15 protein-coding genes are annotated in these 20230 nt (G+C 61.9%); 11 read left to right on the top strand and 4 right to left on the bottom strand.

Annotated elements, in window-relative coordinates; translation table 11 throughout:
• Positions 1-5: 5 nt before the first annotated feature.
• Positions 6-1553 (bottom strand): FAD-binding protein, encoded by a 1548-nt coding sequence (locus CJ178_RS18865; RefSeq protein WP_095888043.1) that lies wholly within the window; start codon positions 1551-1553, stop codon positions 6-8.
• Between the two features lie 203 nt (positions 1554-1756).
• Positions 1757-2377 (bottom strand): LysE/ArgO family amino acid transporter, encoded by a 621-nt coding sequence (locus CJ178_RS18860; RefSeq protein WP_095887369.1) that lies wholly within the window; start codon positions 2375-2377, stop codon positions 1757-1759.
• Between the two features lie 74 nt (positions 2378-2451).
• Between CJ178_RS18860 and CJ178_RS18855 the strand changes: the two genes are divergently transcribed.
• The 5 genes from CJ178_RS18855 (at position 2452) to CJ178_RS18835 (ending at position 9609) form a co-directional block, all read left to right on the top strand.
• Positions 2452-3339 carry a LysR family transcriptional regulator ArgP gene (locus CJ178_RS18855; protein ID WP_095887368.1) on the top strand — a complete coding sequence of 296 codons (888 nt, stop codon included), beginning with the start codon at positions 2452-2454 and terminating at the stop codon, positions 3337-3339.
• 115 nt (positions 3340-3454) lie between these two features.
• A complete protein-coding gene (locus tag CJ178_RS18850; protein ID WP_095888042.1) occupies positions 3455-4927 on the top strand; it encodes a class I adenylate-forming enzyme family protein in 1473 nt (490 codons plus the stop codon).
• Between the two features lie 85 nt (positions 4928-5012).
• Complete coding sequence (locus CJ178_RS18845; RefSeq protein WP_033233678.1) at positions 5013-6860, top strand: DUF3556 domain-containing protein; 1848 nt, start codon at positions 5013-5015, stop codon at positions 6858-6860.
• Complete coding sequence (locus CJ178_RS18840; protein WP_095887367.1) at positions 6857-8290, top strand: phytoene desaturase family protein; 1434 nt, start codon at positions 6857-6859, stop codon at positions 8288-8290. Before CJ178_RS18845 ends, CJ178_RS18840 begins: the two co-directional genes overlap by 4 nt.
• A complete protein-coding gene (locus tag CJ178_RS18835; protein ID WP_095887366.1) occupies positions 8287-9609 on the top strand; it encodes a PucR family transcriptional regulator in 1323 nt (440 codons plus the stop codon). The genes CJ178_RS18840 and CJ178_RS18835 overlap by 4 nt, the downstream gene beginning before the upstream one ends.
• 9 nt (positions 9610-9618) lie before the next feature.
• Here CJ178_RS18835 and CJ178_RS18830 read toward each other — a convergent pair whose 3' ends face one another.
• Positions 9619-10767, bottom strand: coding sequence for an RNA polymerase sigma factor (locus CJ178_RS18830; RefSeq protein ID WP_095887365.1), 1149 nt, complete (start codon positions 10765-10767; stop codon positions 9619-9621).
• Positions 10768-10776: 9 nt separating this feature from the next.
• Positions 10777-11184 (bottom strand): YciI family protein, encoded by a 408-nt coding sequence (locus CJ178_RS18825; protein WP_095887364.1) that lies wholly within the window; start codon positions 11182-11184, stop codon positions 10777-10779.
• A 168-nt stretch (positions 11185-11352) separates the two neighbouring features.
• Between CJ178_RS18825 and CJ178_RS18820 the strand changes: the two genes are divergently transcribed.
• Genes CJ178_RS18820 through CJ178_RS18795 form a run of 6 tightly spaced genes read left to right on the top strand, consistent with a single transcriptional unit; the run spans position 11353 to position 20230 of the window.
• The gene (locus CJ178_RS18820; RefSeq protein ID WP_095888041.1) at positions 11353-12642 is read left to right on the top strand and encodes an SWIM zinc finger family protein; all 1290 of its coding nucleotides are present in this window, start codon (positions 11353-11355) and stop codon (positions 12640-12642) included.
• Entirely contained in the window at positions 12639-14123 is a 1485-nt protein-coding gene (locus tag CJ178_RS18815; RefSeq protein ID WP_095887363.1) for a DUF5691 domain-containing protein, read from the top strand. The genes CJ178_RS18820 and CJ178_RS18815 overlap by 4 nt, the downstream gene beginning before the upstream one ends.
• The gene (locus tag CJ178_RS18810) at positions 14120-15220 is read left to right on the top strand and encodes an ATP-binding protein (RefSeq protein ID WP_095887362.1); all 1101 of its coding nucleotides are present in this window, start codon (positions 14120-14122) and stop codon (positions 15218-15220) included. The genes CJ178_RS18815 and CJ178_RS18810 overlap by 4 nt, the downstream gene beginning before the upstream one ends.
• An 8-nt stretch (positions 15221-15228) precedes the next feature.
• Positions 15229-17412 carry a DUF5682 family protein gene (locus CJ178_RS18805; RefSeq protein WP_179300828.1) on the top strand — a complete coding sequence of 728 codons (2184 nt, stop codon included), beginning with the start codon at positions 15229-15231 and terminating at the stop codon, positions 17410-17412.
• On the top strand, positions 17409-18566 hold the full coding sequence (locus CJ178_RS18800; protein WP_095887360.1) for a VWA domain-containing protein: 1158 nt from the start codon (positions 17409-17411) through the stop codon (positions 18564-18566). Before CJ178_RS18805 ends, CJ178_RS18800 begins: the two co-directional genes overlap by 4 nt.
• A 29-nt stretch (positions 18567-18595) precedes the next feature.
• Positions 18596-20230 (top strand): MFS transporter, encoded by a 1635-nt coding sequence (locus CJ178_RS18795; protein WP_033233869.1) that lies wholly within the window; start codon positions 18596-18598, stop codon positions 20228-20230.

Genomic DNA, 20230 nt, shown 5'->3' with positions numbered 1-20230 from the left:
GTGCGTTACTCGCGCTCGGAGAGAATTTTCTGCACGGCGAGGTGGCTGAAGAGCATGCTGGTGCCGATGGGATTTCCGCCGCCGGGATAGACCGTTCCACTTGGCGCAGCCATGGTGTTACCCGCCGCGTAGAGGCCGGGAATCGGGTTGTGCGACGTATCGAGAACTCGAGCTGCCGTGTCGGTGCGCAGCCCGCCCTTGGTGCCGAGGTCGGAGATTCCGAACGCCGCCGCGTGGAACGGGCCCTGCTCGATCGTCACCAGTGGTGGTTCGCCGCCCGAGAACGCACGATCATAGGCTTCGTCACCACGGCCGAAGTCCTCGTCGACGCCGTTTTCGACCATCTTGTTGAATCGAGCGACTGTCTCCACCAGTATTTCGGACGGTACTCGGATCTTTTCGGCGAGGGCTTCAAGGGTGTCGGCGGTGTGCCACAGGCCTGCGTCGACGTACTTTTCAGTCGCTGTCATCGACACGTTCGGTGCCTGCACCGGCGGGCGCTCGCCCTCCTTGTCGTCGTAGATCATCCAGTACGGCAGGGTGAGGGTGCCCTGTTCCATCTGAGCGATCACATCGCGCCCGAGTCGGTCGTACGGAGCCGACTCGTTGACGAAGCGTGCACCGTCCTGGTTGACGAAGATGCCGCCGGTGAACCACAGTGCGAACGCAGAACGCCCGTCGGGATGGGTCAGTCCGGGTGACCACCATGCCTGATCCATGAGGTCGGTGTCAGCGCCGACTGCGATGGCAGCCTGATGCGCTTTGCCGAGGTTCGCTCCGGGCCCCATGGTGTCGCGGGCGTGGCCGGGAACCCCGAACTTCTGTCGCAGTTCGTCATTCGCCTCGAAACCTCCGGCTGCCAGGATCACGCCGCTGCGGGCACGGATGGCTACGCGCTGTCCATCGCGTTCGACGATGGCGCCGACGACGGCTCCTTCTTCGACCACAAGCTCGACAAGCGGGCTGTTCAAGGTCAACTTCGCATTCGGATACTTTTCGATGGCTTTGAGGAAGCGGGCTATCAGTGCTCGTCCGCCGATGAAAAAGTCGTCGGGTTGCGGGATCCCGAGACGGTCGAAGTCGAGGGGGCCTCGCACAACCTCCCGCAGTTCCGGCGCCTGCGAGACAGGGAGCGGGGTGGGCATGGTGTGCCGTTGTCCATCAAGGCGGGCTTTGGGCGCCTTGCCGAAATAGTCGGGCCAGGGGAGCATTTCGAACTTCAAGTTTTCGTCCTGTTCGAGGTACTCGATCAGGGGTCCGCCGCCGCGGACGTACGTGTCCTGCAACTCGCGCGGAGTACGGTCGCCGACTACGGCGTGGTAGTACTCGAGCGCGTCCTCGATGGTGTCGTCGGTACCCGCGCGTTGCAGCGCCGGGTTGCACGGAAACCAGACGCCGCCGCCGCCGGAATATGCGGTGGTGCCGCCGAACTTGTCGGTTGCCTCGATGAGATTGACGGTCAGTCCCTCGCGAGCCGCCGTGTAGGCGCCGGTGACGCCGCCGCCGCCGGAACCGACCACCAGCACGTCATATTCTTCGTTCCAGTTCATCATCATTCAGCCTTTCCCGGCTACGCCGGTTTTCCAGGTGGGTTCTTCCGCGCACGGAAAGCTACTGGTTGTGCAGATGCGAAGCGGGAAACCATGTCGTCAGTGATGTCCTCGACGTCGACGTAAGGTGATTTTAAACACGGCCTCACCCGCGTGCGGTTGTCGATGTTCCAGTGAACGGGATACAAAATTCAGCCCGCCCGTGTTCAGAGTTCCAGGAGCAAGCTGACCCCGAGGGGCGTCATCATCACGGCGATAATGGCGTCGAGAACTCGCCAGGCATTGGGTTTGGCAAAAAGTGGCGTCAGCAGACGTGCGCCGTAACCGAGAGCGGCAAACCAGAGTGCGCTGGCGGTGATGGCGCCGGCAGCAAACCACCACCGTCCGATCTCGCCGCGGCCGTTGGCAATCGAACCCATCAGTACCACGGTGTCGAGGTAGACATGTGGGTTCAGCCAGGTGAGAGCCAATGCCATAGTGATGGCGGCAAGCCTTGATCCGTTGCCGTGTTGATCGGGCGCCAACGTCTGCGGCCGGACGGCACGTTTGGCTGCGAACACTGCATAGCTGAGTAGGAAAATCGCACCGGCAACGCGAACGAAAGTGATCAGTGACGGTGCGTGTTCGAGAATGGCTCCAATTCCACTGATGCCGGCGAGAATCAGAATTGCGTCCGAAACGGCGCAGACTGTCACGATCGGGAGTACGTGCGAGCGCGTCAGGCCTTGGCGAAGTACAAACGCATTCTGGGCACCGATCGCAACGATCAAAGAGAGTCCGACACCAAAACCGACGACGGCGGACGTCGGGTCACTATTGCTGAGCATGTCACCAGCCTGGCCGTCGAATAATCAGCAGTCCAGCTAATGATTCTTAAGCCACATAAGAGTAGCTTCAGATCATGCTGGACATTGAGCAGTTGAAAGCGCTCCACGCCGCGGTAGACGAGGGGACATTCGACGCGGCTGCTCGGAAACTGCACATCACGCCATCTGCAGTCAGTCAGCGGATCAAAGCACTCGAACATGCGGTGGGCCGGATTCTGCTGCAACGCACCAAGCCGGTTCAGGTCACCGACTCGGGGCGCGAGGTACTGCGATTGGCCCGTCAGATAGATGCTCTCTCGCGGGATACCATGCGCGAGTTGGGTCTTGACAACGAACAGGGCTCACTGGCTCGTATCTCGGTTGCGGTCAACGCAGACTCGTTGTCCACGTGGGTACTTCAGGTGCTTGCAGATTTCACGGCCGAAGCGAGTTTCGACTTTCATCTCGACGATCAGGACCATACAACCGATCTCCTCCGTGACGGGTCGGTGATGGCGGCAGTAACCTCGGCGGCGACGCCAATTCAAGGGTGCACGTCGAGCCGGCTCGGCATCATGCGCTACCGGCCGATGGCAAGCGTCGAATTCTGTGACAGATGGTTTTCGGACGGTGTTACGGCAGAAGCACTTTCAGCCGCACCGGTGGTGGTGTTCAACCGCAAGGATTTGCTGCAGGACAGGTACTTGCGCAGGAAGGTCGGCTACCCCGTTGACCCTCCTCGTCACCAGGTGCCCTCGTCTGCGGGTTTTTCGGATGCGGTGCGACTGGGCTACGGCTGGGGTCTGTTGCCTGATCTGCAAAGTCGCGAATCGGCGTATGCGCTGATCGGGATCGATCCGGATTTTGTCTACGACGTGCCGCTGTTCTGGCAGCAGTGGAAGTTGTCGCCGCCCATCTTGGTACGAATCGCCGACGCCGTTGCTGCTCGTGCCCAGGAAATCTTGCCTCAATCGAGTGCCTGACCGATTGTGCTCCGGAGACAAAGAAATTGGGCAAGTTGAGCCTCCGCGACCGTTTCTTCGGCCCCAGATCGCCGATAGTGTTCTGAGTCACATGCAATGAAAGGTGCTGACTCACGTGGTGGACATCGGATATCTGGCCCCCGATCTGGCAAAGAAGTACGGATCCGCTCCGTGCCTTCGTGACGATAGAGGCGAACTGACCTATGCGGAGTTCGCCGATCGCGTAGAAGCTGTTGCGGCGCAACTCGCAAGCCGGGGTATCGGGCGTGGTGACGTCATTGCGATCATGCTTCCCAACCGAGTCGAGTTGGTGACGGCGATCATGGCGGCCTGGCGACTCGGCGCCGCTGCGACACCGATCAATCCGATGTTCACGGCCAATGAGGCCGACTATCAGATCATGGATTCCGGTGCGCAACTGGTTGTTACGTCTGGACTGGGTGCACCGAACGGTGGACGCGCAGTGCTGTGCGTCGATGATCTGGCTGTTGCGCCACCATCCGTACCATTGCCGGACGTCGCCGTCGCGGAGGAAGACCTTGCGCTCTTGATCTACACCAGCGGATCTACGGGTACCCCCAAGGGCGTCATTCTGACCCATGCCAACCTGCAGTTCATGGCGTCGTCGATGGGGCGCAGCATCGGCATCACGGGAGCCGACCATTGTCTTCTGGTACTGCCCTTGTTTCACGTCAATGCTATTTGCGTGAGCGTTCTCGCCCCGCTGATCGTCGGCGGTCAGGTCAGTATCACCGGAAAGTTCTCGGTATCAAGGTTCTTCGACGACGTGGCACGCCTGCGGCCCACATACTTTTCCGCCGTTCCCGCCATCTACGCGATGCTGACCTCGCAGTCCGAAGGTGCAACGCTCGACACGGCGTCGTTGCGACTAGGTGTCTGCGGCGCCGCACCGATCAGTAAGGAACTCCTCGAACGCGCCGAGGAACGGTTCGGTTTTGTCATCGTGGAAGGCTACGGACTGACCGAGGGAACATGTGCGTCTGCGTGTAATCCCTATGGCGGCATTCGCAAACTCGGCACAGTCGGCCCTGCGTTGCCCGGGCAAGAGATTGCGATCCTCGCCGACGACGGGACTCTTGCTCGGCGTGGTGTCGCGGGCGAGGTAATCATCAAGGGTGCCAACGTGATGCGTGGCTACCTGAACAGACCGGAAGAGACAGCCACAACTGTTGTGGACGGTTGGTTGCACACCGGCGACGTCGGGTTTCTGGACGAGGATGGCTACCTGACTCTGGTCGACCGCATCAAAGACATGATCATCCGGGGAGGAGAAAACATCTACCCCAAGGAAATCGAAAACTCGCTTGCCACGCACCCTTCCGTGTTGGAGGCCGCTGTGATCGGGGCTCCGCACCAGGTCTACGGAGAGGTACCTGTTGCCTATGTTGTTGCGTATCCGGATTCGCCTGTCACGGAAAACGAACTGCTCGAACATGTCACGGCGCTCCTCACTCGCGTGAAGCTGCCAGTGGCGATCTACGTCGTCGACGCGCTACCCCGAAACCCGGTGGGCAAGATCGACAAACCTGGAATGCGGCGAGCATTGAGCGTCGAACCCGCTCGCTAGCCACATACCCGTAATACCCGAATAACTCGATGACGTGCGTCGAGTTGATCCGTCATGCCCACATATTGCACATCAGGAGCACACCATGGGATTCAAAGAAGGAAACTTCCCTCCCGTCGACCCGGCCACGTTCATGGACAAGCCCTTCCTCGAGCGCCTTCGCGACATGTCCACGCACTGGGTGGATTACGGCTTCGGGACACCGAAGATGGTCCACACCGTCTACATCATGAAGTTGCTGTTCCTCTACCTATTGGCCGGAACGGCAGTTGCGACATTGACTTCCGGTCTTTCCTGGGTTGATCCAGGATCTTGGTGGAATCAGCCCATCGTCTACCAAAAGCTGATCCTGTGGACGATGATGCTCGAGATGCTGGGCCTGGCAGGTTCGTGGGGCCCGCTGGCCGGTCACTTCAAGCCGATGACCGGTGGCGTCCTCTACTGGATTCGGCCGGGAACGATTCGCCTGCCACCGTGGCCGGGCAAGGTTCCACTCACTTCCGGCGACACCCGGACGGTGTTCGACGTGCTCATCTACGTCGCCGCTGTTGCCAATCTTCTTGTTGCCACAGTGCTTCCAGGAGTGCACACCACGGGAATCGACGCGGCGATCGCCGACAACGCCGGACTGGTACGCCCGACCGCCCTGTACTCGTTCCTGGTCCTCATGGCGATTCTTGGTCTGCGCGACAAGGTCCCGTTCATCGCCGCGCGCAGCGAGCAGTACCTGCCGGCTATTTTCTTCTTCACGTTCCTGCCGTTCGTCGACATGATCCTGGCGCTCAAGTTGCTGATCGTCATGGTGTGGATCGGAGCCGGTATCTCGAAGTTCGGTCGCCACTTCTCACTGGTGGTTCCGCCGATGTTGAGTAATACACCGTGGATTCCCTCGAAGAAGATCAAGCGCGCGCACTACCGTAATTTCCCCGAAGACCTGCGGCCCTCACACCTCGGTGGCGGCGTTGCACACGTGGCGGGAACGATGGTCGAGATCGTCACACCGTTGATCCTGCTGTTCTCCACCAACAAGACCCTGACCATTCTTGCCGTAATTCTCATGGTCGGATTCCACCTGTTCATCGCGTCGACCTTCCCGTTGGCTGTTCCACTGGAATGGAACCTGCTGTTTGCCTACGCGGCGGCGTTCCTGTTCCTCGGCTTCCCGGCGTGGGACGGCTACGGCCTCGGTGCCATGTCCTCGCCGTGGATTACCGTGGGAATTGTTGCAGCACTTGCTTTCTTCCCGATTCTCGGCAATCTTCGACCCGATCTCGTGTCCTTCCTGCCCTCCATGCGTCAGTACGCCGGAAACTGGGCGTCTGCGACGTGGGCATTCGCGCCGGGTGCCGAAGCCAAGATCGATCAGTGCATCAAGCGTCCGTCGCCCGATACCCGTAATCAGTTGATGACGATGTACCCCGAAGACGTGTCCGACGTCGTTCTGCATCAGCTGTTGGGGTGGCGTTCGATGCACAGCCAGGGGCGCGCGCTGTTCTCGCTGATGCTCCGGCACCTCGGTGAGGACATCAACACGTACTCCTTGCGGGAGGCCGAATTCATGTGCAACTCCATCGTCGCCTTCAACTTCGGCGACGGCCATCTGCACGACGAGAAGATGATCGCGGCGATTCAGCGTCGTTGCAACTTCGCACCGGGCGAGTTCCTGGTGACGTGGATCGAATCCCAGCCCATCCACAAGGGCACACAGGAGTACAAGGTGATCGACGCGGCGTTGGGCGTCATCGAACGGGGCACCTTCAAGGTGGCCGACGCGGTAGCCGAACAACCGTGGTTGCCGAATGGCCCCATTCCGTTCGATGTTCAGTGGACACTGGACGTACGAGCTGACCGCGCGGCGACAGACCCGCAGGTCGTCTCCGAGCCGAGGATGCGAACGAAGACCAGCAGTATCGAGCAAGAGGTGGGTAAGTGACAAAGGCCGTAGTTGTCGGCAGCGGGCCGAACGGGCTCGCTGCCGCGGTACACCTTGCCAGGAGCGGTGTGGACGTGCAGGTACTCGAGGCCGCCGACCAGATCGGCGGAGGAACACGCTCCGGTCCGATCGACGTGCCCGGGTTGATCCACGATCACTGCTCGGCGTTTCACCCGATGGGTATCGGTTCGCCGTACCTGTCCAAGCTCGACCTCGAGCGGTACGGGTTGATTTGGCGGTGGGCCGAGGCGGACTGTGCGCACCCCCTCGACAACGGTGATGCCGGTGTTCTGTATCGCTCGCTGGAGCAGACCGCAGCGGGGCTCGGCGCGGACGGGCAGCGATGGCAACGCATGTTCAGCGACCTGTCGACGGGTTTCGACGCTCTCGCGTCCGACCTGATGCGCCCCATCGTGAACGTTCCGCGTCATCCGCTCAGGCTTGCGGCTTTCGGTCCGCGAGCACTGCTTCCGGCAACCGTGACCGCAAAATTGTGGAAGACGGACAAGGGCAAGGCTTTGTTCGGTGGGGTCGCCGCCCACGCCTTCTATCCACTTCACCGTCCGGCCACATCGGCCGTGGGGTTGATGATCACCGCGGCTGGTCACCGCTACGGATGGCCAGTTGCCGAGGGCGGTTCACGCTCCATCACCGATGCGTTAGCGGCGATGCTCCTCGATCATGGTGGCAAGATCGACACCGGTATCCGGGTGCGCACAGCTGTCGAGATTCCGGACGCCGATGTTGTTCTGATGGATGTCAATCCAGTTGGTGCTCTCGAAATCCTGGGGGATCGTCTCCCCGCCCGAGTGGCAAAGGCCTACCGGAAGTTCAAGTTGGCACCCGGCGCTTTCAAGGTTGATTTTGCGATCGAAGGTCATGTGCCGTGGACTAACCCGGATTGTGCGCGGGCCGGAACAGTCCATCTGGCAGGTGGTTTCGACGAAATTGTGGCAAATGAGCGTGAGACGAATGCGGGGCGCATGCCGCAGCGACCGTTTGTGCTCTTAGGGCAGCAATACCTCGCTGATCCCACCCGCTCTGCCGGGAACATCCATCCGCTGTACGCCTATGCCCATGTGCCACAAGGATATACCGGCGACGCTACGGAGGCGATCATCCGCCAGATCGAAAGGTTTGCACCGGGGTTCCGGGATCAGATCGTGGCCACATCGAGTCGCAGTACCGCTGATCTGGCACAGGACAATCCGAATCAGGTGGGCGGCGACATCATCGGAGGAGCAAACTCCGAACTGCAAGTGGTGTTGCGTCCGCGCATCGCTGTAGATCCGTACAGTACCGGGATCGAGGGCACCTACCTTTGCTCGGCGTCGACGCCGCCAGGGGCCGGGGCGCACGGAATGTGCGGATACAACGCGGCCGAATCTGCACTGAAGTATCTCAGGCGGAAGGGTGCGGAGGGTTTGTGACGGGTCCCTCGCACAAGGATCGAGACGCCGTCGCGAGGCGGCGCCTCGCCCGGGTGCCGGCTGCCGCCGAACCGGAAGTTCTTGCCGTGGTTGCAGAATTGGCGCGACGCCTCGATGCGCGTAGCACTGAAATAGCGCGCGAAATGAGCGTCATGATGGCTCACGAGATCGACCAGTTGGACAACGATGCCAATTTGATCGAGATGCTCGAAGCCAGCGTGCAGGGAAATGTCACGACGATCATCCACGTACTGGCAAACGACATACCCATCGATCATCTCCAGCCCACAACCGCTGCAGTGGAATACGCGCTCAGGCTCGCGCAACGAGACGTCCCGTCCAACTCGTTGGTACGGGCATATCACATGGGCCAGGGCGATCTGATGAGGATTTGTCATGACGAGGTCAGCGCCCTCGACATTCCGGCCCGACTGACTTTGGCTGTCCTGAAACATACTTCGGATGTGGTGTACAGCTACATCGACTGGATTACGTTGTACGTCTTCGATGCGTACGAACAGGAGCGAAGTCGGTGGATCAACGCACAGGGCAACTTGCATTCAGCTGCGATCCACGCACTGTTGTCCGGAACTGGGTCAGACACAGGAAGTTTCGAGTCTGAAACCGGATATCGGCTGGACCAGAACCACATTGCCGTGGTTGCCTGGTCGACGTGGGATGCCGATGCGTTGGGCTTCAATGCCCTGGATCGGCTGGTGCGTGATCTCGGCGCGGCGGCCGGCGCTGACAAATCAGTGATCGTTACCGCGATCGACCGTCGAACAGTGTGGGCGTGGTTGCCCTTCGGGCGCCGCGTTCCGGCACCGGATCTGCAGGTGCTGTCGGCATCCGTGCCACTCGACGGTGGCACCCGCGTCGCCATCGGTCTTCCCGGGAATGGGATGTCCGGGTTCAAGCGTTCGCATGAGCAAGCGCGCGCCGCCTATTCTGTTGCAACCGTGCCGGATACGCCGGGACGGCCTCTCGTGAGTTTTGGTGACCGAGGCATCGCGGTGGTGTCTCTCCTGTCGGACAATCTGGATGCGACCAAGTCCTGGGTGTGGGAAGTGTTGGGGCCGCTGGCTGCCGACACCCCGGGTGCGGCGTCCCTGCGCACAACATTGAGCGTGTACTTTGCGAACGGCGAAAGTCACCTCCATACCGCCAATCAGATGAATCTGCACCGCAATACCGTGAAATACCGCATCAACAAAGCGCTCGGCGATCCAGTCGTCGTCGGGCGTGACAAGCTGGATCTGGCTCTGGCGTTGCAGGTGTGCGAATTGCTCGGTAGATCGGTGTTGCGCCCTCTCGGTTGAGACAGGAATTCAGTCTGAACTCCGGCGGGAGTTGAGCCGGGAAGCCTGGCGTGTGAGGTGGTCGCGTTCGGCGAGGTTGGTTGCCTTGTGCGCCGCCTCGCCGTACAGGTGTGCGGCCGTCGTGAGGTCTCCGTCGCGCTCGTGAAGATACGCCGCCACCGCCGTGTAGCGGGGCAGTGAGTTGTCCAGCCTTGCCAGTGCCGCCAGACCGGCGCGTGCTCCGTCAGCCTCTCCCACGGCGACCGCTCGGTTGAGGCGGACGACCGGGCTGTCGGTGAGCTGCTCGAGTTCGTCGTACCACTCGACGATCTGAACCCAGTCGGTTTCCTCGGCGGTGAGCGCGTCAGCGTGGAGTGCCGCTATAGCGGCCTGGGCCTGGTACTCACCGAGCCGGTCGCGGGCGAGCGCGGCGTACAAGGTTGTGATGCCCTCGCTGATCGCCTCGATGTCCCACCGGCTGCGATCTTGCTCCGCGAGGGGCACAAGATTGCCGTCGGGCGAGATCCGGGCAGCCCGCCGAGCGTGGTGGAGCAACATGAGGGCGAGTAAGCCCGCCACTTCGGGGTGGTCGATTGCGGCCGCGAGCTGCCGGGTGAGCCGGATGGCCTCGGCAGCGAGGTCGACATCGCCGGAGTACCCCTCGTTGAAGACCAGGTAGAGGACTCGCAGGACCGTGGCGACATCGCCCGGCTGATCGAACCGCACGCCGGATACGGTGCGCTTGGCCCGGCTGATGCGCTGCGCCATCGTCGATTCGGGCACCAGGTAAGCCTGCGCGATCTGGCGGGTGGTCAGCCCGCCGACAGCCCGCAGCGTGAGTGCGACTGCGGATGACGACGTCAGCGACGGGTGCGCACACAGAAAGTAGAGCTGGAGTGTGTCGTCCACTGCGGGTGCGGACTCACGCACCGGTTCTTCCTCGAGTAGCTGCTCACGCCTGGTGCGAGCTGCCTCCGCTCGGGTCGCGTCGAGGAACCTCCGCCAGGCGACGGTGACCAACCAGCCCTTCGGATCTCGCGGCGGGTTGTCGGGCCAGACCCGAACTGCCTCGAGCAGCGCATCCTGCACGGCGTCCTCGGCCGCCGCGAAATCTGCTCCGCGGCGGACGAGGATTCCGAGCACGCTCGGAGTGAGGCTCCGAAGCAAGACGTCGTTCATCTGTCGAAGTCAGTCGGTAATCGTGGGTGGCGCGGTCAAGAAGGGGCGCAATTCGAGCCACTCGTGGATCGGCTTTCCGCCGGCTCCGGGTGCTGCCGACAACTCACCCGCCAGTTCGACGGCACGGTCGTAGCTGTCGACGTCGATCACCATCCAGCCGGCGATGAGGTCCTTGGTCTCCGCGAACGGGCCGTCGGTGACGGGCGGTCGACCCTCGCCGTCGTACCGGACAAATGTTCCTGAAGGGGCAAGAGCCTGACCGTCGACGAACTCTCCCGTCCCCTCGAGCCGATCCGCGAAGTCCTGCATGTACTGCATGTGGGCCGTGATCTCTTCCGGTGTCCACTGATCCATGGGAACGTCGTTGACCGACGCCGGAGCGCCGCGGTAATGCTTGAGAAGCAGGTACTTGGCCATCGTGTTTCTCCTCGGGGTTGGTGCCACCATTCTGGTCGCACTTCACTACAGGGACGTAGCAAGCCACGGATTCTCGACATCATGCCGACAAGTTTTTTCGAGCTTTGTGTATGTGCTGGTGAAGCGTCTGAAAGCGGTGGTGTCGGCAGCGTGACCTACGGTGTTCGAGTGACTTCGCCGTGGACTGCCGGGCAGGTGGCATCGGTAGCTCCCGACGCCTCCTCGTTGGCAGCTGCGCAGAAACTGGCCGGTTCGTGGTCGCAGACCGGGCAGGTCGAGAACGGCCTCTGGGGACTGTGCCAGGGCAGCGGATCGAAGCCTTACCAGGCGATAGTCGACCTGAGCGGTCCCGCCTACAAGTGTTCGTGCCCCAGCCGCAAGTTCCCGTGCAAGCACGCGCTCGGCCTTCTCCTCGAATGGTCGACCGGACGCGTCCCGGTGGCATCGGAACCGCTCGACTTCGCTGCGGAGTGGTTGGCACAACGGGAGGGGAAGGCCGCACAGCAACCGGTACCTGCCGCCAAGGCAGTTGCCGATCCGGCCACAGCCCAGAAACGCGCCGAACGAGTGGCAAGCGGATTGGTCGAATTGGACCTGTGGATCACCGACCAGATACGTGGTGGCCTGGCATCGATGGATATCTCCTGGGAAGCGCTCGACGGAGTGGCCGCACGCATGGTCGACGCGCAGGCGCCGGGGGTTGCCGGAGCGCTCCGGTCGCTGGCCGGGGCGGTGGCCGGGGCGGAGAACTGGCCCGAACTGGTGTTGGGTGAACTCGTACGCCTGCATCTCCTTGTTGTTGCGCATCAGAGAATGGACCAACTTCCCGGTCCACTTCGGGATTCGGTGCGAGCGCACGTCGGATACCCGGTGTCCACCGAGAGTGTGATGGAACTGCCTGCTGTTCGCGAACTCTGGATGGTGATGGGTTCACGCATCACGGAGGAGAAGCGGCTCTTCACCCGCACCACGTGGCTCCGGGGGCGAGCTACGGGACGCTGGGCGATTTTGCTCGACTTCTCCCACGGTTCCCCCAACTTCTCGGGTGTCGTGCCGCCCGTCGGACATGTTGTCGACGCAGACCTGCACTTCTATCCCGGTGCGGCGGCGCTGCGGGCACGACTCGGAGCAACACATGGTGACGCGGAGCCGTTCACGACTCTGCCGCCGGGGAATATTGCGGCGGCGCTGGAGCACTACACCGACGCAGTCAGCGCTGATCCGTGGTTGCGGTCGTGGCCGGTTGTGGTCACCGATGTGACGCCGTCATATGTCGACGGATCATGGTTTCTGGTGGACAAGTCCGGTTCAGCGCTGCCGGCAGAAGGTGATTCACGCATGATGTGGACACTCCTCGGAATCTCCGGCGGGTATCCGGTGAGTGTCTGCGGAACGTGGAATGCACGATACATCGAGGCATTCTCGGTATTCGTGAGTGGTCAGGTGACGGCACTGTGAGCACTCTCATGTCGGCGGCTCTGCTCGGAACATCGCGTACAGCACCGAGTTTCGATGATCTCCCGGTCGATGTCCGTTCGGCTGCCACGCGACTTGGCGGCGATCCGGCAGTCGTGCTGCTGGAGGCGACGGCACTGGCCAGGGCCTACCGCGCCGGGGGAGCAGGTTCCGTCACTGCCGACCTGCCTGCGCCCGCGGAGGACGACCCGCGGCTGGTTCTCCCCGAATCGTCTTCTGTGCATCTGCTTTCCATGCTGGCCGCCAAGGCGACGCTACTCGACGAGTGGTTTGCGCTGGCGCTCGAGCGAAACTTCCGGGCACCGGATCATCTGGTCGCGGAATTACTGGCCTATGCACGAGCCAGTGAGGTCTACCGTGAGAGAATCCTGCGAATCGTCGGCGAGCGCGGACAGTGGCTAGCTGCCCGAAATCCCGAGTGGTCCATGCTGATTCGTAACCGCAGCGGCGGCGTCGACGGGTGGCGGCACGGAACGCCGGCAGAACGCCTCCGGTGGTTGGCCGATACCCGCCGGAGCGAGCCGGCGCAGGCGTCGGAAGAGCTGACACAATCCTGGGAAACGGAACGGGGAGAACACAAAGCAGCGTTTGTCGCAGCTCTCGTCACCGGATTGAGTGCCGATGACGTGCCCTTGCTCGAACGCGCCCTCGACGACAGGCGCAAGGATGTCCGGCGTGAAGCAGCGACGGTTCTCGCCCGACTGCCGCAGTCGCCTTTCGGTGAACGTATGGCTCGGCGCGTCCAGGAATGGGTGCGGATCGAACGAACACAGTCCGGTGTGCGACTTGTGGTCGAGGCCCCCGAAGAAATCGATGCGGCTGCGAAGCGCGACGGGATCGAGGATCGGCCCAACCCACACACCGATTACCGCGCCGAGTACGTACGGCAGGCGATCAGTGCAGCTCCACTGTCTTTGTGGAACAACATGATCGGTCAACCGTCGGCAGTTCTGAACCTGAGTCTCGACCGAACCTGGGAACCGATCCTTCACGACGCCTGGTCCACGGCCACTGTACTCCAACATAACTCGGAATGGGCTCAGGCGATTTTCCGCACGCGTGGTCTGTCCACCGACAGGCGCCTGCTCCCGATGATTCCGCCGCGCGATCTGGCCGATCTCCTCTTGTCGGGAACTGGTGACGCGAACATCCTGCATCCGGACCGGGCGGCGATCTTCCAGACGCTGCCTCGCCCGTGGCCGGACGACATCACAGCCTCCGTGGTGGCGCAGTGGGAACGCGCCGCGGCCAGGCGTGCAGATGGCGGGGCCAGATCTGCCGAGTTCTCGCGCTACAAGTACTCCGAGTCGCTGCGTCTTGCGCAGGCCAGTTTCCCGTACAGCGCAGTAACCGTGCTCGGCCGAGCTGCGGAACGTGCCCGTGATCTCGACTGGCAGCAAGCTTTTGTCAAGACCGCCAACGCCATTGTCCACCGCAAGACACTGCTCGAGGAGCTCACATGAGTGCCACTGTTGATCCGACCTCACTGATGCGTCCGCACGCCGAGCAGGAATACGCACATGAGTTAGCCGCACTGGCGGCGGCCGACACGCGTCCGCGGCCACCGTCGTGGAACCTCTCACCCTGGGCGGTCGTCACCTACCTACTGGGCGGCACTCTCGAGGACGGTACCGTCATTTCTCCCAAGTACGTGGGCCCGCGTCGGCTGATGGAAGTCGCCGTCGCGACGCTCGCGACCGATCGCGCACTGCTCTTGCTCGGAGTGCCGGGAACCGCTAAAACCTGGGTGTCCGAGCACCTTTCGGCTGCGATATCGGGGGCGTCGACGCTCTTGGTTCAGGGCACGTCCGGCACACCCGAAGAAGCCATCCGGTACGGCTGGAACTACGCGCGTCTGCTCGCCGAAGGCCCTACCGCTGGCGCGTTGGTGCCCTCGCCGGTGATGAACGCGATGGAAACCGGGAAGATCGCTCGAGTCGAGGAGTTGACGCGCATCCCGGCCGACGTGCAGGACGCTCTCATCACGATTCTGTCCGAGAAGACGCTTCCCGTGCCCGAATTGGGTATGGAAGTGCAGGCGGCCAAGGGCTTCAACCTCATCGCCACTGCCAACGACCGCGACCGTGGTGTCAACGATCTGTCCTCCGCATTGCGTCGACGATTCAATACCGTCGTTCTGCCTCTGCCTGCCAGCGAGGAAGACGAGGTGGCCATTGTGGCGCGGCGGGTCGAACAATTGGGTGTGGCGCTGGAGTTGCCACTCGTTCCGGCAGCGGCTGAGGAAATTCGTCGAGTCGTCACGGTATTTCGCGAATTGCGTTCCGGCACCACGGCAGATGGTCGGACAAAGCTGAAGTCCCCATCCGGGACGCTGTCAACAGCAGAGGCGATTTCGGTGGTCACCAACGGCTTGGCGTTGTCCGCGCACTTCGGTGACGGTGTCCTGCGCGCATCAGACGTAGCGGCCGGGATTCTCGGCACGGTGATCAAGGACCCGGTAGCGGACAGCGTGGTGTGGAACGAATACCTAGAGGCCGTGGTGCGTGAACGAGGCGACTGGTCCGACTTCTACCGGGCCTGCCGCGAGGTCACCGGGTGACATTTGCCATGCAGGACAGCAGGGTCCGAGTTTTCGGGATCCGTCATCACGGGCCGGGTTCGGCGCGTGCCGTTCGGCGCGGGTTGGAGGAGTTTGCTCCGGAAGTTGTCCTGATCGAAGGTCCATCGGATGCAGATCCACTGGTAATGCTGGCTGCATCGGAAACCATGTCGCCACCGGTTGCCCTGTTGGCGTATGCGACGGGCGAACCGTCGAAGGCCGCATTTTGGCCGTTTGCGGTGTTCTCACCAGAGTGGCAGGCACTTGACTGGGCCGCGAAAAACGGTGTGCAGGCCCGTTTCTGCGACCTACCGGCGCACAATATGTTGGCGGATCAGCGTGAACTGAGCACGCGTGAAGGAGACCCGCTGGCCGAGTTGGCCGCGGCTGCAGGTTACGACGATACCGAGCGTTGGTGGGATTCCGTCATCGAATCCAACTCGGGTACAGGTAGCTCGGATGTCTTCGATGCGATCACCGATGCGATGGCGGCACTTCGGGAGACCGTTCCGATTGACGAGGAGACGGCGCACCGTGAGGCGTACATGCGTCAGGTGCTGCGAAAAACACTCAAGGACGGCGCGCAGCGAGTGGCCGTCGTGTGCGGTGCGTGGCATGCGCCCGCGTTGGTGGGCCCGCTCGGTCCCGCTTCGGTGGATGCTCGAATCCTCAAGGGAATGACCAAGATCAAGACGTCGTTGACGTGGGTTCCCTGGACGCATTCGCGACTGGCATCCGTATCGGGGTACGGCGCGGGGATCACCTCGCCGGGTTGGTATCACCACCTGTTCACAGCGCAGGACAAGACTGTTGCCCGCTGGCTGACCAAGGTTGCCCGGGTGCTTCGCGCCGAAGATCTGCCGATCTCGAGTGCACACGTCATCGAAGCGGTGAGACTGGCAGAAGCATTGGCAGTCATACGCTCTCGGCCTCTGGCCGGCTTGTCGGAAGTGACAGAGGCGACAAGGTCGGTGATGTGCGACGGTAACGACGTGTTGCTCGATCTGATCACCCGAAAACTGGTGGTCGGTGAGTCTTTGGGTGAAGTGCCTGAAGAAACTCCGACGGTTCCGCTGGAAGCAGACTTGCGGGCCAGGGCAAAAACGCTGCGTCTCAAGCAACAGGCGGGCGCGAAGAACCTTGATCTGGACTTGCGCCGCGACATCGACGTCGAGCGTTCACGATTCCTGCACAGGTTGGCTCTCCTCGATATCGACTGGGGTGTGCCGGCGGAGGACGAAGTGCGTTCTACGGGTACCTTCCGGGAAACGTGGGCATTGCAATGGAAGCCGGAATTTGCGGTGTCGGTGATCGAGGCATCGCTGTGGGGAACAACGGTATCGGTCGGAGCTGCGGCCAAAATCGAGGCACGAGTTCAGGCACCCGATATTGCGCTCGCTGCGCTGATCGAACTCTTGGAACAGTGCCTCCTCGCTGATCTTCCGGACGCGCTGACCCGGGTGCTGACGAGTGTCAAAACTGTTGCAGCTCTTGATCATGACGTAACACATCTGATGGCAGCGCTGCCGATACTCACACGCACCCTGCGCTACGGTGACGTGCGCGGTACCGACGTATCTGCTCTGACGGAAGTTGCCGACGGACTGTTGGTTCGAATCTGCACCGGCCTGCCGGTGGCGGTTACCGGACTTGACGACGCGAGCGCCGAAGAGTTCCGTGATCATCTCGACAAGGTGCACGCGGCCGTGTTGATGCGCGACCATCCGGAGTCCATCGTGCGATGGCTGAAGGTGGTCTCAGGTCTCATCGACCGTGACGACGTCAACGGGATTCTGACGGGTCGGATGGTCCGATTGCTCCGTGATGTCGGATCGATTTCGGAATTCGATGCGGCGCAGCGGTTGTCACGGGCGCTGTCCATCGGTAGCGCGCCAGTGGACAAGGCAGGGTGGGTCGACGGTTTCCTCGGCGGCGGTGGGCTGGTCCTGGTGCACGATCGAGCGCTACTGGACTTGATCGACAGTTGGGTTGGGCAGCTGCGTGAGCAGGATTTCATCGACACCCTCCCGTTGCTGCGCCGGACGTTCGGTGCATTCGAGGCGGGGGAGCGGCGCGCGATCGGACAGGCCGTGCGCGGTGGCCGTGTCACCGAGACCTCAGTCGAGACCGATGCACGACGTGGCCGGGCAGCGATGGCTGTCGTTTCGGATATCTTGGGGGTCAACGCATGAGCGAAGACGAGCAGCGGCTGCGGCGATGGCGCTTGATGCTGGGTGAATCCGCAGAGGAGTCGACGGGCGGACTCGGCTTGCCGGGAGACTCGCAGATGGATGCCGCTCTGGCCGCTCTCTACGACAGTTCGAAGCCAACGAAGGGAACTCGGCGCTCAGCGGGGTTGGGTGCGTCGGCGCCAAAAGTTGCACGGTGGCTCGGCGATATCCGTACCTACTTTCCCAGCACCGTGGTTCAGGTGATGCAGAAGGACGCGATAGAACGACTCGGACTGACGCACCTGCTGCTGGAACCGGAACTGCTCGATGCCGTCGAACCTGATGTGCACTTGGTGGGCACCCTGCTCAGCCTCAACCAGGTGATGCCGGAAGCCAGCAAGGCCACCGCCCGGATGGTGGTGGGCAAGGTGGTGCGCGAAGTGGAGGAGCGCATTGCTCAGAAGACCAGAGCAGCGGTGACCGGGGCGCTCAATCGTGCTGCCCGGACGTCCAATCCGAAGCTGCGAGACATCGATTGGAACCGCACCATCGCGGCGAACTTGAAGAATTACCTGCCCGAGTATCGCACTGTGGTGCCGGAACGACTGATCGGCTACGGACGGAAATCCACGGCCGTACAACGTGACGTGGTACTGGCCATCGATCAATCGGGTTCGATGGCGTCCAGTGTTGTCTATGCCTCGGTATTCGGCGCAGTCCTGGCGTCGATGCGCGCGCTGAAGACGTCGCTGGTGGTCTTCGACACCGCGGTGGTTGATCTGACGGAGAAATTAGCGGATCCGGTGGACGTGCTGTTCGGAACTCAGTTGGGTGGCGGCACCGACATCAACCGAGCGATCGCCTATAGCCAGTCGTTGATCTCACGGCCGTCCGAGTCGATGTTCGTGCTCATCTCCGATCTGTACGAGGGCGGAATTCGCAACGAGATGCTTCGGCGCATGGCCGCGATGAAAGCGGCCGGCGTTCAGGTGGTGGTCTTGCTGGCGCTCTCCGACGACGGTGCACCCTCGTTCGATCACGACAACGCCGCAGCTTTGGGCGGGCTGGGCATTCCTGCTTTTGCGTGTACGCCGGACAAGTTCCCGGAGTTACTCGCGGTGGCGTTGGAGCGCGGCGACGTCGGTGCGTGGGCAGACAAAAATCGCCCTGCTTGAAAGAACACATGTTCGGGTATTCCCTCGCGATGACCCGTGCGCAGACATCGGCAACACAAGCAGGTTCTGGTTTGGTCCTCGCAGTGTTGGCATGTGGCCAATTCTTGATGACTCTCGACAGTTCGGTCATGAACGTCTCGATGGCGACCGTGGCCGCGGATGTCGGGACCACAATTACCGGTATCCAAACCGCTATCACGCTGTACACCCTGGTGATGGCGACCCTGATGATCACGGGCAGCAAAGTCGGTTCGATGATCGGCCGGCGGCGGGCCTTCGGGTTGGGGCTGGTCATCTACGGGGTCGGGTCGTTCACGACGGCGATCGCGCCCAATCTTGCCGTGTTGCTGATCGGATGGTCGCTCCTCGAGGGGATCGGTGCGGCATTGATCATGCCGGCGATCGTGGCGCTGGTGGCATCAAACTTTTCGGCGGAAAAGCGACCGGCCGCATACGGATTGGTAGCGGCCGCCGGAGCGATGGCAGTTGCCGTCGGACCACTGATCGGTGGCGCTGTCACGACTTTCGCGTCGTGGCGGTATGTCTTCCTCGGCGAGGTCGTCCTTGTAGTTGCGATCTTGTTGGTGTTGCGAAAGGTTGCCGATGTTGCCCCCACCAAGGGTCATCTCGACGGTGTGGGTTCCCTATTGTCAGTGGCAGGCCTCGGCATGATCGTTTTCGGTGTTCTGCGTTCGAGTGAATGGGGTTGGTTGCAGGCCAAACCCCAAGGGCCGGAGATGCTGGGGATGTCGCCGGTCGTGTGGCTGTTGCTCGGTGGGATGTTGGTTGTCTACGGCTTCCTCCGCTGGGAAGCGTGGTTGGTCAGTGTAGGCAAGGAACCACTTGTCGATCCGGACATGCTGAGGAATCGGCAACTGACAGGTGGGCTTTCGATGTTCTTTGCCCAATTCCTCGTTCAAGCGGGCGTGTTTTTTGCGGTGCCGCTTTTCCTGTCCGTGGTTCTCGAACTGAGCGCACTCGAGACCGGGGTGCGAATCCTGCCGTTGTCGGCAGCCCTGGTACTGGCCGCGATCGGAATTCCGAAGCTCCGGCCGACGGCGAATCCCCGTCGCGTCGTCCGCATCGGGTTGTTGTCGATGATTGTCGGCATCCTGTTGTTGGTTGCCGGGATGGATCCGGGCGCAAATGCCGCGATCGTGATGGTTCCGATGTTGTTCCTGGGGTTCGGTTTGGGGGCGCTGTCGTCACAACTCGGAGCCGTCACGGTGTCGGCGCTGCCGGACGACAAGAGCGCAGAAGTAGGCGGATTACAGAACACTGCAACCAACCTCGGTGCGTCACTGGGAACGGCGTTGATCGGTTCGGTGCTGATCGCAACATTGACAACGTCGGCAATTGCCGGGATCGAGGACAATCCGGCTGTTCCAGCAGCGGTACAGCAACAAGCCACGACGAATATGGTGTCCGGTGTTCCATTCCTCTCGACCACCCAACTTCAAGACTCCTTGGCGCAGGCCGGCGTGAACGAGCAGACTTCTGCGGCGATCGTCGACGTCAATTCCGAGGCCAGACTCGAAGCTCTGCGTGTTGCTTTTGCCGTCGCAGCGTTCCTTGCCGTCGCGGCGCTGTTCGCGACCGGCCGGATTCCGCGGATACCGGTCGGGTCCGACGATCGAACGAACGGAATTCCTGCCTCCGACTGA

Source organism: Rhodococcus sp. ACPA4, assembly GCF_002300185.1.
Taxonomy (GTDB): Bacteria; Actinomycetota; Actinomycetes; order Mycobacteriales; family Mycobacteriaceae; genus Rhodococcus_F; species Rhodococcus_F globerula.
Note: the sequence above shows the minus strand (reverse complement) of the source record. Positions and strands in the feature narration are given on the sequence as shown.

What these genes read in the sequence shown, in the direction of transcription:
- CJ178_RS18830 (WP_095887365.1), bottom strand. Translation starts at nt 10,767, where the DNA reads ATGAACGACGTCTTGCTTCGGAGCCTCACTCCGAGCGTGCTCGGAATC.
- CJ178_RS18855 (WP_095887368.1), top strand. Translation starts at nt 2,452, where the DNA reads ATGCTGGACATTGAGCAGTTGAAAGCGCTCCACGCCGCGGTAGACGAG.
- CJ178_RS18800 (WP_095887360.1), top strand. Translation starts at nt 17,409, where the DNA reads ATGAGCGAAGACGAGCAGCGGCTGCGGCGATGGCGCTTGATGCTGGGT.
- CJ178_RS18795 (WP_033233869.1), top strand. Translation starts at nt 18,596, where the DNA reads ATGACCCGTGCGCAGACATCGGCAACACAAGCAGGTTCTGGTTTGGTC.
- CJ178_RS18865 (WP_095888043.1), bottom strand. Translation starts at nt 1,553, where the DNA reads ATGATGAACTGGAACGAAGAATATGACGTGCTGGTGGTCGGTTCCGGC.
- CJ178_RS18805 (WP_179300828.1), top strand. Translation starts at nt 15,229, where the DNA reads ATGCAGGACAGCAGGGTCCGAGTTTTCGGGATCCGTCATCACGGGCCG.
- CJ178_RS18860 (WP_095887369.1), bottom strand. Translation starts at nt 2,377, where the DNA reads ATGCTCAGCAATAGTGACCCGACGTCCGCCGTCGTCGGTTTTGGTGTC.
- CJ178_RS18825 (WP_095887364.1), bottom strand. Translation starts at nt 11,184, where the DNA reads ATGGCCAAGTACCTGCTTCTCAAGCATTACCGCGGCGCTCCGGCGTCG.
- CJ178_RS18845 (WP_033233678.1), top strand. Translation starts at nt 5,013, where the DNA reads ATGGGATTCAAAGAAGGAAACTTCCCTCCCGTCGACCCGGCCACGTTC.
- CJ178_RS18810 (WP_095887362.1), top strand. Translation starts at nt 14,120, where the DNA reads ATGAGTGCCACTGTTGATCCGACCTCACTGATGCGTCCGCACGCCGAG.